General features: G+C 72.3%; 12 protein-coding genes. 7 read left to right on the forward strand and 5 right to left on the reverse strand.

Going from position 1 to position 12,770, the window contains the following annotated elements; all coding sequences use genetic code 11:
• Positions 1 to 123: 123 nt before the first annotated feature.
• From ACIQM4_RS15935 to ACIQM4_RS15955, 5 genes are read left to right on the forward strand one after another with little or no spacing between them, the layout of a single operon-like run.
• Positions 124 to 1,374, forward strand: coding sequence for a prenyltransferase/squalene oxidase repeat-containing protein (locus ACIQM4_RS15935; protein ID WP_401592326.1), 1,251 nt, complete (start codon positions 124 to 126; stop codon positions 1,372 to 1,374).
• Positions 1,371 to 2,057: an SCO2322 family protein gene (locus tag ACIQM4_RS15940; protein ID WP_401591576.1), complete on the forward strand. Its 687-nt coding sequence runs from the start codon at positions 1,371 to 1,373 to the stop codon at positions 2,055 to 2,057. The genes ACIQM4_RS15935 and ACIQM4_RS15940 overlap by 4 nt, the downstream gene beginning before the upstream one ends.
• Positions 2,054 to 3,220, forward strand: coding sequence for an energy-coupling factor transporter transmembrane component T (locus tag ACIQM4_RS15945; RefSeq protein ID WP_401591578.1), 1,167 nt, complete (start codon positions 2,054 to 2,056; stop codon positions 3,218 to 3,220). Before ACIQM4_RS15940 ends, ACIQM4_RS15945 begins: the two co-directional genes overlap by 4 nt.
• Positions 3,217 to 4,854, forward strand: a complete 1,638-nt coding sequence (locus ACIQM4_RS15950) for an ABC transporter ATP-binding protein (protein ID WP_401591580.1) — start codon at positions 3,217 to 3,219, stop codon at positions 4,852 to 4,854. The genes ACIQM4_RS15945 and ACIQM4_RS15950 overlap by 4 nt, the downstream gene beginning before the upstream one ends.
• Entirely contained in the window at positions 4,851 to 5,810 is a 960-nt protein-coding gene (locus tag ACIQM4_RS15955) for an ECF transporter S component (RefSeq protein ID WP_401591582.1), read from the forward strand. The genes ACIQM4_RS15950 and ACIQM4_RS15955 overlap by 4 nt, the downstream gene beginning before the upstream one ends.
• On the opposite strand, the gene ACIQM4_RS15960 is transcribed toward ACIQM4_RS15955, so the two are convergent.
• A complete protein-coding gene (locus ACIQM4_RS15960; RefSeq protein WP_401591584.1) occupies positions 5,798 to 6,967 on the reverse strand; it encodes a steroid 3-ketoacyl-CoA thiolase in 1,170 nt (389 codons plus the stop codon). The genes ACIQM4_RS15955 and ACIQM4_RS15960 overlap by 13 nt on opposite strands.
• Before the next feature lie 247 nt (positions 6,968 to 7,214).
• Between ACIQM4_RS15960 and ACIQM4_RS15965 the strand changes: the two genes are divergently transcribed.
• Positions 7,215 to 8,462, forward strand: coding sequence for a cytochrome P450 (locus tag ACIQM4_RS15965; RefSeq protein WP_401591586.1), 1,248 nt, complete (start codon positions 7,215 to 7,217; stop codon positions 8,460 to 8,462).
• Positions 8,463 to 8,789: 327 nt separating this feature from the next.
• The gene (gene proP / locus ACIQM4_RS15970; RefSeq protein ID WP_401592328.1) at positions 8,790 to 10,175 is read left to right on the forward strand and encodes a glycine betaine/L-proline transporter ProP; all 1,386 of its coding nucleotides are present in this window, start codon (positions 8,790 to 8,792) and stop codon (positions 10,173 to 10,175) included.
• A 105-nt stretch (positions 10,176 to 10,280) separates the two neighbouring features.
• Here the strand turns inward: proP and ACIQM4_RS15975 are convergent, their stop codons facing one another.
• The 4 genes from ACIQM4_RS15975 to ACIQM4_RS15990 form a co-directional block, all read right to left on the reverse strand.
• The gene (locus ACIQM4_RS15975; protein WP_401591588.1) at positions 10,281 to 10,547 is read right to left on the reverse strand and encodes a DUF2087 domain-containing protein; all 267 of its coding nucleotides are present in this window, start codon (positions 10,545 to 10,547) and stop codon (positions 10,281 to 10,283) included.
• 77 nt (positions 10,548 to 10,624) lie between these two features.
• Positions 10,625 to 11,851: a methyltransferase domain-containing protein gene (locus ACIQM4_RS15980; RefSeq protein ID WP_401591590.1), complete on the reverse strand. Its 1,227-nt coding sequence runs from the start codon at positions 11,849 to 11,851 to the stop codon at positions 10,625 to 10,627.
• Between the two features lie 100 nt (positions 11,852 to 11,951).
• The gene (locus ACIQM4_RS15985) at positions 11,952 to 12,467 is read right to left on the reverse strand and encodes a hypothetical protein (protein WP_401591592.1); all 516 of its coding nucleotides are present in this window, start codon (positions 12,465 to 12,467) and stop codon (positions 11,952 to 11,954) included.
• The gene (locus ACIQM4_RS15990) at positions 12,460 to 12,732 is read right to left on the reverse strand and encodes a hypothetical protein (protein WP_401591594.1); all 273 of its coding nucleotides are present in this window, start codon (positions 12,730 to 12,732) and stop codon (positions 12,460 to 12,462) included. Before ACIQM4_RS15990 ends, ACIQM4_RS15985 begins: the two co-directional genes overlap by 8 nt.
• Positions 12,733 to 12,770 lie beyond the last annotated feature (38 nt).

The raw sequence follows: 12,770 nt of genomic DNA on the forward strand, positions 1-12,770 counted from the left end.
GGGCACCGGCCCCCGGACGTCGCGGCGGCCTCCCCGAGGTCCGCCGGGCGCCCCCGTGCGCGCGGGGCGGCGGCCACCCGCCCCCGGCCAGGTACCGGTACCGGTCGGTAGAATGCGGGCATGATCACCCTTCGCCGCAGCGCCGCCGCGCTCGCCGCCACCGCCGTCCTCGGTGCGGTGGCCGCCCCCGTCGCCTCCGCCGCGCCGACCCCGTCGCCCGTCGCCGTTCCGTCCGGGCTGTACGGGAAGGGGGACCCGACGTACGACGGGGTGTTCCGGCAGTCGCTGGCGCTCGTCGCGCAGCAAACGACCGGGGTGCGGCCCTCGGCCAAGGCCGTGGACTGGCTGGTGGGGCAGCAGTGCGACAACGGCGGCTTCGCGGCCTTCCGGGCCGACCCGGCCAAGGCCTGCGACGCGAAGACCATGGTCGACAGCAACGCGACGTCCGCCGCCGTGCAGGCACTGAGCGCGCTGGGCGGCCAGGACGCGGCCGTGCGCAAGGCGGTCGGCTGGCTGAGGTCCGTACAGAACGCGGACGGCGGCTGGGCCTACTTGCCGAAGACGCCGTCCGACTCCAACTCCACGTCGATCGTGATCGGGGCACTGGCCGCCGCGGGCGAGAAGCCGCAGGACGTACGGGGCAAGGACGGCAAGTCACCGCTCCAGGCACTGCTGGCGTTCCAGGTCAACTGCGACGGCAAGGCGGAGAACCAGGGCGCCTTCGCCTTCCAGCCCGACAAGTCGGGCAAGCTCTTCCCGAACGCCGACGCGACCGCCGCCGTGGTGAGCGCGTCCCTCGGCAAGGGCCTGGTCGTCGACGCCCCCAAGACGGACCGGCCGGTCGAGGCGGCCCCCGGCTGCAAGCAGGGCATCTCCGACCCGAAGGCCGCCGCGTCGGCGGGCTCCGACTACCTCTCGCGGCTGCTCGCCAAGAACGGACAGCACCTGATGTCCGCGATGCCGGGCGCCGAGTCCCAGCCCGACTTCGGTAACACCGCCGACGCGGTCGTGGCACTCGCCGCCGACGGGCACAAGGAAGCCGCGGCCAGGTCCGCCGACTGGCTGGCGAAGAACTCCGCCGCCTGGGCGAAGCAGACCGGCCCCGCCGCCTACGCCCAGCTGGTGTTCGCCGCGCACGCCACCGGCGCGGACCCGCGCTCCTTCGGCGGCGCCGACCTGGTCACGCAGCTGAACGCGACCGGCCCGGCGCCGCAGGCGCAGAAGGACGCGGGCGACGCCCAGGAGAAGCAGGAGAAGCAGGACGACGGCGGCGGGGCCACCGCGACCTGGTGGATCGTCGGCGTCGCGTTCGTGGCGAGCATGGGCGCCGGCTTCCTGATCAGCGGGCGCAACAAGAAGAACCGGCAGCTGTGAGCCGTTCGACGAGGTGCGCCGCGCTGCTGACCGCGGTGGCGGCCGTGCTGTTCGCCTTCCTGCCCGCCGCCCAGGCCGCGGACACCCCCTCCGGTTACCGGTACTGGTCCTTCTGGGAGCGCGACGGCGCACGGTGGACGTACGCGACGCAGGGCGCGGCCACCACCCGCCCCGACGACGGCGCCGTGGAGGGGTTCCGGTTCGCCGTGAGCCAGGACTCGCAGGACGCGGCGAAGCCGCGCGGGAACGCCGACTTCGGCGCCGTCTGCGCGCGGACCGCGGCCCAGGAGGGCACCAAGCGGATCGCCCTCGTCCTCGACTTCGGCACCGCGCAGGACGCCCCGGACGGGGAGCGGCCGCCCGCGCCGCGCACCCTGTGCGCGCGGGTGAGCCCCGACGCGACGGCCGCCGACGCGCTCGCGCAGGTGGCGAAGCCGTTGCGGTACAACAGCGCGGCGCTGCTGTGCGCGATCGCCGGGTACCCGAAGGCGGGCTGCGCGGAGCAGGTGTCCGGGCCGGGCGGCTCCGCGACAGCCGCCTCCCCCTCCGCGGCCGCTCCCACCGCGGTCCGGGGCGGGAACGAGGACGGGGGCGGGCCGTCCGCCGGGCTGATCGTCGGGTTCGCGGCCGTCCTGCTGCTCGGCGGGGCCGCCGTGTGGCAGGCCCGCCGCCGCCGGGGATGAGTACGGTCCTCCCGCAGCTCCGCGCCCCCGCCGCGCACCGCAGCAACGCCGTGCACGCCGGTGCCTGGTGGCTGTGGGCGCTCGGGCTGGCCACCGCCGCCTCCAGGACCACCAACCCCCTGCTGCTGGGACTGCTGGTCGCGGTGGCGGGCTACGTGGTCGCCGCGCGCCGCACCGACGCACCGTGGGCCCGCTCGTACGGCGCGTTCGTCAAGCTCGGGCTGATGGTGCTGGTGATCCGGCTGGTGTTCTCGGTGTTCCTGGGCTCGCCCATCCCCGGGCAGCACGTGCTGTTCACGCTGCCCGAGGTGCCGCTGCCCGACTGGGCGAAGGGGGTACGGCTCGGCGGGAGGGTGACGGCCGAGCAGCTGGTCTTCGCGCTGTACGACGGGCTGAAGCTGGCCACCCTGCTGATCTGCGTGGGCGCGGCGAACGCGCTCGCCAACCCCGCACGGCTGCTGAAGTCACTGCCGGGCGCCCTGTACGAGGCGGGCGTGGCCGTGGTGGTGGCGATGACCTTCGCCCCGAACATGGTCTCCGACGTCGTACGGCTGCGGACCGCCCGCCGGCTGCGCGGCCGGCCGACCGGCGGGGTGAAGGCCCTGCTGCAGATCGGTCTGCCGGTGCTGGAGGGCGCGCTGGAGCGGTCGGTGGCCCTGGCCGCCGCCATGGACGCGCGCGGTTACGGCCGTACCGCCCAGGTCCCGCCCGCCGTGCGGCACCTGACGAGCGTGCTCACCCTGGGCGGGCTGCTCGGCGTGTGCGCCGGGACGTACGGGCTGCTGGCCGCCGAGGGCGCGGGGTACGGGCTGCCGGTGCTGCTGGTCGGGCTCGTCGCCGCCATGGGCGGGCTGCGGCTCGGCGGGCGGCGCAGCGTGCGCACCCGGTACCGGCCGGACAGGTGGGGGGTGCGGTCCTGGCTGGTCACCGGGTCGGGGGCGGCCGTGGCCGGGCTGATGATCCGGGCGGGCTCCTACGATCCCGAGGCCCTGCACCCGGGGGTGCTGCCGCTGGTGGCACCGCAGTTCCCGCTCTGGCCCGCGCTCTCGGTGCTGCTCGGGCTGCTGCCCGCGTTCGTGGCGCCGGTGCCCCCGCCGCCGGCCGCGGCGAAGGAAGCCTCCCTCGCGGGAGAGTCGTCCGCCTCAAGAAAGAACGTGAAGTGATCCGGTTCGAGAACGTCTCCGTGCGGTACGACGGAGCGGACGCCCCCGTCCTGGCAGGGGTCGACCTGACCGTCCCCGAGGGCGAGCTGGTGCTGCTGGTCGGCCCCTCGGGAGTCGGCAAGTCGACACTGCTCGGCGCGGTGTCCGGTCTGGTGCCGCACTTCACCGGCGGTGTGCTGAGCGGCCGGGTCACCGTCGACGGCCGCGACACCCGCACCCACAAGCCCCGCGAACTCGCGGACCTGGTCGGCACGGTCGGCCAGGACCCGCTCTCGCACTTCGTCACCGACACCGTCGAGGACGAGCTGGCGTACGGCATGGAGTCGCTGGGCGTCGCCCCGGACGTGATGCGCCGCCGCGTCGAGGAGACCCTCGACCTGCTCGGCCTCGCGGAGCTGCGGGAGCGCCCGATCGCCACGCTCTCCGGCGGTCAGCAGCAGCGCGTCGCGATCGGCTCCGTCCTCACCGCCCACCCCAAGGTCCTGGTCCTCGACGAGCCGACGTCCGCCCTGGACCCGGCCGCCGCCGAGGAGGTCCTGGCGGTGCTCCAGCGGCTGGTGCACGACCTGGGCACGACCGTGCTGATGGCCGAGCACCGGCTGGAGCGGGTCGTGCAGTACGCCGACCAGGTCGTGCTGCTGCCGGGCCCCGGCCTCCCCCCGGTGATGGGTGACAGCGCCGGGGTCATGGCGCTCTCCCCGGTGTTCCCGCCGGTGGTGGGGCTGGGCCGGCTGGCCGGGTGGACGCCGCTGCCGCTGTCCGTGCGGGACGCCCGGCGCAAGGCGGTCGCCCTGCGCGCCGAGCTGGCCGGCCTGACGCCTGCCGCCGCCGTCCCCGCGCCGCAGGCGCCGCCGGTCGCCGAGACGGCCGGGCTCTCGCTGCGCCGGGGCCGCGTGGAGGCACTGCGGGACGTCTCCCTGTCCGTACGGCCCGGTGAGGCGGTCGCCCTGATGGGCCGCAACGGGGCGGGGAAGTCCACCCTGTTGAACGCCCTGGTCGGCATGCACGCGCCGACGGCGGGCCGGGTCACCGCCGGCGGCCGCGTTCCCGCGAAGACCTCGCCGCGCGAGATGGTGCGCAGGGTGGGACTCGTACCGCAGGAGCCGCGTGACCTGCTCTACGCGGACACGGTCGCCGCGGAGTGCGCCGCGGCCGACCACGACGCGGGGGCGGACGCCGGTACCTGCCGGGCCCTGGTGAGCGCGCTGCTGCCGGGTGTGCCCGACTCCACCCACCCCCGTGACCTGTCGGAGGGGCAGCGTCTCGCGCTCGCCCTCGCGCTGGTGCTGACCGGGAGGCCGCCGCTGCTGCTGCTCGACGAGCCGACCCGCGGCCTGGACTACGCGGCGAAGGCCAGGCTGGTGGAGATCCTGCGGGAGCTGACGTCGGACGGGCACGCCCTGGTGCTCGCCACCCACGACGTGGAGCTGGCCGCCGAGCTGGCCCACCGGGTGGTGATCCTCGCCGACGGCGAGGTCGTCGCGGACGGGCCGACCGCGCGGGTGGTGGTCTCCTCCCCGGCCTTCGCCCCCCAGGTCGCCAAGGTCCTCGCGCCCCAGGAGTGGCTGACCGTCAGCCAGGTGCGCGACGCGCTGGACCGGAGCGCCCCCGACGGCCCGCGGGAACCGCGGTGAGCGCCGCACGGCCCGCGCGGGCGGTGCGGCCGGTGCGGCTCGGCCCCCGGTCCGTCGCCGCGCTCGTCCTGGTCGGTGCGGTCGGCGTGATCGCCTTCGGGTGGCCGCTGCTCGCCGACTCGGCAGCCGGCCTCGCGCACTCCAAGGACGCGCCGTGGCTGTTCGCCGCGCTGCTGCCGCTGCTGGTCGCGGTGGTGATCGCGACGATCTCGGACTCGGGCCTCGACGCGAAGGCCGTCGCGATGCTGGGGGTGCTGGCCGCCGTGGGCGCGGCGCTGCGCCCGCTGGGAGCCGGCACGGCGGGTCTGGAGCCGATGTTCTTCCTGATGGTGCTGAGCGGGCGGGTCCTGGGCCCCGGCTTCGGGTTCGTGCTCGGCTCGGTCACGATCTTCGCCTCCGCCCTGCTCACCGGCGGGGTGGGGCCGTGGATGCCGTTCCAGATGCTGGCGATGGGCTGGTTCACCATGGGCGCGGGGCTGCTGCCCGGCTGGCGGCGGCTGCGCGGGAAGGCTGAGCTGGTGCTGCTCGCGGGGTACGGGGCGGTGGCCGCGTTCTTCTACGGCACGGTGATGAACCTCCAGGGCTGGACGTACATCGGCGGTCTCTCCACCGGGGTCTCCTTCGTGCCGGGCGACCCGGTGCACGAGAACCTGGTCCGCTTCCTCGCGTACTGCCTCGCCACCTCGGTGGGCTGGGACCTGGGCCGGGCCGTGCTGACGGTGGTGCTGACCCTGACGGTCGGGCCCGCCCTGCTGAAGGCCCTGCGCAGGGCCACCCGCCGCGCCGCCTTCGAAGCACCGGTCGCCTTCGAGGCGCCGGCCGCCCTCGCAGAACCGGCTGCCCTCGAAGAACCGGCCGCCGTCGGAGAATCAGCCGCCTCCGAAGAACCGGCCGCCGCCGAGAAACCGGTCACCCCGCAGCCACCGCCCGCCGACGGGGACCCTCACAGCCGCTGAATGATCGTCCCCGTCGCCAGCGCCCCGCCCGCGCACATCGTGATCAGCGCGAACTCCTTGTCCCTGCGCTCCAGCTCGTGCAGCGCGGTGGTGATCAGGCGGGCCCCGGTGGCGCCCACCGGGTGGCCGAGCGCGATCGCGCCGCCGTTCACGTTGACCTTCTCCAGGTCCTGCTCGAAGACCTGTCCCCAGCTCAGCACCACCGAGGCGAAGGCCTCGTTGATCTCGACCAGGTCGATGTCCTTGAGCGACATGCCCGCCTTGCCGAGCACCGCACGCGTCGCGTCGATCGGCCCGTCCAGGTGGTAGTGCGGGTCGGAGCCGACCAGCGCCTGCGCGACGATCCGCGCCCGTGCCTTCAGCTTGAGCGCCCGTGCCATCCGCTTCGACGCCCACATCAGGGCCGAGGCGCCGTCGGATATCTGCGAGGAGTTCCCCGCGGTGTGCACCGCCTTGGGCATCACCGGCTTCAGTGCGCCCAGCGCCTCCAGCGAGGTGTCCCGCAGTCCCTCGTCCCGGTCGACGAGGCGCCACATGCCCTGGCCGGCGCTCTGCTCCTCCTCGTCCGTCGGCACCTGCACGGCGAACGTCTCGCGCTTGAAGCGCTCCTCCGCCCAGGCGGTCGCCGCCCGCTCCTGCGACAGCAGGCCCAGCGCGTCGACCCGTTCGCGGGTGAGTCCCCGGTTCCTGGCGATCCGCTCGGCCGCCTCGAACTGGTTGGGCAGGTCCACGTTCCACTCGTCGGGGAAGGGCTTGCCCGGCCCGTGCTTGGAGCCGCTGCCCAGGGGCACCCGGCTCATCGCCTCGACGCCGCAGCCGATGCCGATGTCGATGACACCGGCCGCGATCATGTTCGCGACCATGTGGTTGGCCTGCTGCGAGGACCCGCACTGGCAGTCCACGGTGGTCGCCGCCGTCTCGTAGGGCAGGCCCACCGCCAGCCAGGCGTTGCGCACCGGGTTCATCGACTGCTCGCCCGCGTGCGTGACGGTGCCGCCGACGACCTGCTCGACGCAGTCGGCCGGAATTCCGGTGCGGCCAAGCAGCTCCCGGTAGGTCTCACCGAGCAGATAGGCGGGGTGCAGATTGGCGAGCGCGCCTCCGCGTTTGCCGATGGGGGTGCGTACGGCTTCGACGATGACGGGTTCCGCGGCCATGAGCTCGTCCTCTTCTCACCAGGTACCGGGGGCATCGAGCAAGGGATCCGCGCGGGAGGCCGGACCGGGCCCCGAGCGAGGATCCAGCAAGAATTAGTACGCGTTCTAGTTCTGCTGCCAGTCTCGTGAAGAACGGCCCGAGTGCGCAAGGGTCTTGCCACTTGTAGAACTCGTTACTACCTTGCGGTCAACTCCTGATGGGCCGTCAGACGTGTTCCGGTGATGCGTCAGTGAGAGGAAGCTGCCGATGCCCTGCCCCGCCCTCCCCGAAGGGTTCGACTTCACCGATCCCGACGTCCTTCAGACCGCCGTCCCGCTGCCCGAGTTCGCGGCGATGCGCAGGACCGCGCCGGTGTGGTGGTGCGCGCAGCAGCCCGGGATCGCCGGGTTCGGCGACACCGGCTACTGGGCGGTGACGCGGCACGAGGACGTCAAGTACGTCTCCACGCACCCCGAGCTGTTCTCCTCGACCACCAACACCGCCGTGATCCGCTTCAACGAGTCGATCAGCCGGGACCAGATCGACGTCCAGAAACTGATCATGCTCAACATGGATCCGCCCGAGCACACCCGGGTCCGCCAGATCGTCCAGCGCGGCTTCACCCCGCGCGCCGTCCGGTCCCTGGAGGACACCCTGCGCGACCGGGCGCGGAAGATCGTCGAGGCGGCGGTGGCCGAGGCGGCCAAGGGCGACGGCAGCTTCGACTTCGTCACGAACATCGCCGTGGAGCTCCCCCTGCAGGCGATCGCCGAGCTCATCGGTGTCCCGCAGGAGGACCGCAGCAAGATCTTCGACTGGTCCAACAAGATGGTGGCGTACGACGACCCCGAGTACGCGATCACCGCGGAGATCGGCGCCGACTCCGCCATGGAGCTCGTGTCGTACGCCATGAACCTGGCGGCGGACCGCAAGGAGTGCCCGGCCAAGGACATCGTGTCGCAGCTCGTCGCCGCCGAGGACGAGGGGAACCTGGCCTCCGACGAGTTCGGCTTCTTCGTGATCCTGCTGGCGGTGGCCGGCAACGAGACCACCCGCAACGCCATCAGCCACGGCATGCACGCCTTCCTCACCCACCCCGAGGAGTGGGAGCTCTACAAGAGGGAGCGCCCGGCGACCGCCGCCGAAGAGATCGTCCGCTGGGCGACCCCGGTGGTGTCCTTCCAGCGGACCGCCACGCAGGACCTCCAGCTGGGCGGCCAACAGATCAAGAAGGGCGACCGGGTGGGGATCTTCTACTCCTCGGCCAACAACGACCCCGAGGTCTTCGAGGAGCCGGAGAGGTTCGACATCACCCGGGACCCCAATCCGCACCTGGGCTTCGGGGGCGGCGGCCCGCACTTCTGCCTCGGCAAGTCCCTCGCCGTGCTGGAGATCAACCTGATCTTCAACGCCCTCGCGGACGCCCTCCCCGACCTGCGACTGGCGGGCGAGCCCCGGCGGCTGCGCTCCGCGTGGATCAACGGGATCAAGGAGCTCCAGGTCCGCACCTCCTGAAACCCGTGCGCCGGCCGGCGCCACCGCGGGCCGGCGCCGCAGGCCCCTTGGGACATCGATCACACACGCACACGTGATCCGGATCCCGCAAAAAAGATGTTTGCCCAGGTGAGAAGGGGTACAAGCGCAGTCGGGTAACGGCCGATGCACCGTGTGCAAAGTGCAACCGAGTGCTTATGGTCTGTTTTGGGTCGCCCCGCGGTGCGGGGCGGCTCCTGTCTTTCCCCACCGCTGCCGTTCGGGGACAGCCGCTGCCCACCTCCGTCCACCCAGAAAGTGCAGGCGAGCGAATACGTGCCGGCGTCCACCTCCGTCGCCCCCCAGCCAGTGCCCCTGACCAAGGGCGAAGCCGCTGACACCCCCGTCACCGTCACCGACCCGGCGATGGTGAAGCGGGCCGTGAAGGCCGCCGCCCTCGGCAACGCCATGGAATGGTTCGACTTCGGCGTCTACAGCTACATCGCGGTCACCCTCGGGAAGGTCTTCTTCCCCGGCGGCAACCCGACCGCGCAGCTGCTGTCGACGTTCGGCGCGTTCGCCGCGGCGTTCCTGGTGCGGCCCGTCGGCGGCATGGTCTTCGGTCCGCTCGGCGACCGGATCGGCCGTCAGAAGGTCCTCGCCCTGACCATGATCCTGATGGCCACCGGCACCTTCGCCATCGGCCTGATCCCGTCCTTCGCCTCGATCGGCCTGTGGGCCCCGGCGCTGCTCTTCGTGGCCCGCTTGGTCCAGGGGTTCTCGACCGGCGGTGAGTACGGCGGCGCCTCGACCTTCATCGCGGAGTACGCGCCGGACAAGAAGCGCGGCTTCATGGGCAGCTGGCTGGAGTTCGGCACGCTCGCCGGCTACATCGGCGGCGCCGGCCTGGTCACCCTGCTCACGGCGCTCCTCAGCTCCGATGACCTGCTGTCCTGGGGCTGGCGCCTGCCGTTCCTGATCGCGGGCCCGATGGGCCTCATCGGGCTCTACCTGCGGCTGCGGCTGGAGGAGACCCCGGCGTTCGCGGCCCTGGAGAAGGAGTCGAGCGCCAAGCAGAAGGAGCAGAAGAAGGTCTCCCTCAAGGAGACGGTGGTCGGCCAGTGGCGGGCCATGCTGCTCTGCGTCGGCCTGGTGCTGGTCTTCAACGTCACCGACTACATGCTGCTGTCGTACATGCCGACGTACCTGACCGAGCAGCTGAAGTACGACGCCACGCACGGCCTGCTCGTCATCCTGGGCGTGATGGCCCTGATGATGTGTGTGCAGCCCTTCGCCGGCCGCCTCAACGACCGCTTCGGCCACCGCCCGGTGATCGCCGCCGGCTGCGTCGGCTTCCTGGTGCTCTCCGTTCCGGCGCTGCTGCTGATCCGCCAGGGCAGCCTGCTCGCGATCGGCCTGGGCACGGGAGCGCTGGGCCTGCTGCTGGTCTGCTTCACCTCGTCGATGCCCTCCACGCTGCCCGCGCTGTTCCCGACGAAGGTCCGCTACGGCTCGCTGTCGATCGGCTTCAACATCTCGGTGTCGATCTTCGGCGGTACGACGCCGCTGGTCGTCACGGCGCTCATCGGCGCCACCGGCAACCTGCTGATGCCCGCGTACTACATGATGGCCGCGGCCGTCGTCGGCGGTGTCGCGGTCTTCTTCATGACGGAGAGCGCCCGCCGCCCGCTGCCCGGCTCCCCGCCGTCCGTCGAGTCGGAGGCCGAGGCCCGCGCACTGCGCGCCGCCGGATAACCCCCTCGCGCACCCAAGCTCGGTGCGCACAAGACACACGGGAGCGGCCCCCACCACTCGGGTGGGGCCGCTCCTTCATGCCTGCTGCCACGCGCCGCCGGGTCGCTATCCGGCCACGACCCTGCGGCGGTAGCTGCTGCCGTCCTTCGTACGGGACAGGAAGCCGCCCTCGACGAGATAGCGGCGCAGGGCGGGGGCGTCCTCGTGCACGGTGCGGATCGCCGCGTTGACCTCGGGCTCGGTGTAGTCGCGCCCCGGCACGAACAGGGTCTCGGTCAGCTGCGCGAGCACCTGCGCACGGCGGGCGGCCTTGCGGGGTACGGACGTCAGCCTGCCGTCGGAGAAGAACGCCTCGACACCTTGACCCGCCACGGGTGCACTCCCAGCTCTAAGACGACAATGAAACGCGGGTTCCGTTCTAGCCGGTGGGCACGTCCGCCTGCCACGCATTAAACGCGCGGCCCGCCGGCTCGACGGGCAGTGACGCGCGCCGGGGCCGCCAGCAGACTGTCCGGGGTGTCCAGCCACGCGAATTGCCCTTCCGTCGTCACGGTGAGCCCGAATCGCGTGTGATCAGGTTCGCCTCGGTCGATCCACCACCGGTAGGCGGTCTCCACCTCGTCCCAGAGCCGCCGTGGGCCGTCCTGCCAGACCCGGGTCCTCCTGCCGTCCCGGAACTGCGCGCAGGCCCAGGAACGGCCTTCGCCCAGCTCGTACAGCCGGACCACCCGGCTGTCCCGCGCCCTGGGCTCCACGGACTGGAAGCAGTCGGGGACCTTCAGGCCCAGGGCGAATTGCAGAGTGGACCATCTGGACCCCTGCTTCCCCACGAACTCCTCCTCCGTGAGCTCCGATCCTGACTCGTCGCCGTCGGTCACGGGGCCCGTGAGGTAGTCCCGGTGGACCACCTCGGGCATTCTCTGGCCCCGCAGCTTCATGAACTCCACGGGGGCGCCGAAGTGCCCGGACGCGTACTCCCCGCTCTCGACCACCAGCCGGAGCAGAGCGTCACGGTTGCTGTAGTGCGTCCCCCAGGGCGCCACGACGATGGCGCCGGCGGTGCACTGCCGCAGCCACGCCACGGGGATCTGACGCAGGCCCGCCGTAGCGGTGATGCGGTGGAACGGAGCCTGTTCCGGGAGCCCCAGGTATCCGTCGCCGTGGACCACGGTCACGGGCAGCTCCGCGTCCTTGAGGGCGGCGCGGGCGCGGTGCGCGACAGCCCCGTCCACCTCGACGCTGAACACCTTGCCCGCACCGAGCCGATGCGCCAGAAGCCCGGCGTTCCAGCCTGTTCCGGTGCCGATCTCCAGAACCCTGCTGCCCGGCTCGACCGCGAGGTCCTGAAGCATCCGAAGGACGACCGAAGGCATCGAGGCCGACGAGGTCGCGACACGGCCGGGCGAGGTTCCGCTGTGCTTGCCGTCGTCCCACTGCGTGACGACGGGCACGTCTGAGTCCGCGTACCGCAGCCACGCCTCGGGGTCCGCCGACCGGAGGACCGGAACGCTCCGCTGTGTCTCCATGTCGAAGGGCCACATCAGCTCCGGGAGGAAGCCGGCACGCGGAACAGCGCGAAAGGACGGCTCCCAGTCCCGGGAAAGATGCCCTTGAGCCGCGAGAACGCGTCCCAGCTCCACCACGCCGGGACGCTCGTCGCCGGGGTTCGCCGTCACCGCTTCGGCGGGTTCGGCACGCCGGGACCCCCGTCGGGGGTCGGCGGCTGGTGGGGGCCGGGGTACGGCTCGCCGGGGACCTTGTCTGCGCCGTTCTGCATCACCATGTGTCTGCCTCTCGTGAGTCCGGTGCCTGGATACTTGTTCGGTTGTGCGGGCGGAAGTTGGGGGCCTGCCCCCGGCAGCCGGTCAGGGGCCCGGCCATGACGTGCCGCAGGGGAACCGGGCCGGCCCGCAGCAGGAAGAGTTCAGGACTGCCACCGTGGTGGTACGGGTGCCGTGCCACGTGTACGACCCGGCGCCACGTGCCGTCGAGGAGGACCCAGGTACCGCTGCGTACCTCGCCCGGGTCGATCTCGGTGATCTCGCCGGGAATCCGCTCCGCACCCGGTGGCAGACGCTTCCCCATCCACAGCTCGTCACCGTCGCCCCGTACCAGGAGCAGCAGGCCCGCGGTGTCCCGCGCCACCACCAGACGGATGTCACCGTGCAGTGTGACCAGGTCTCCGATGTCCACGGTCGTTCCCTCTCCGGATCGGTGTGCGCGTAGTGACTCGGTGATGAGGATCAGCAGCCCGGGGGCCGCGGTGCAGATGACCAGGAAGCGCTCACCCATGCGCGGTCACCGCTGGGGGCGGCCCGGTGTGGGGATGGTTGCGAAGTTCCGCGTTGCACTGTTCCACGGTCAGCTCCGTGCCGTTGCGCGTAGCCGTGTCGCGCTGCCGCACGAGGGCGGCGCACACGCCGCAGGACGGGTACGGGTCGGGGTTGTGATCCTCCACGGACCAGACGTCCGTGACCTCCCCGACGAGCAGGAGGCCGCCGGCACACCCGGACTCCTCCATCAGAAATCGCAGGTCCGCCCGCGCTGCGCTGCCCATGGCCGTCGCTCCCCTCTGTGGCGGTTCCATCACCCGGT

Origin of the sequence: Streptomyces sp. NPDC091272, assembly GCF_044757485.1 — a bacterium.
Lineage (GTDB): Bacteria > Actinomycetota > Actinomycetes > Streptomycetales > Streptomycetaceae > Streptomyces.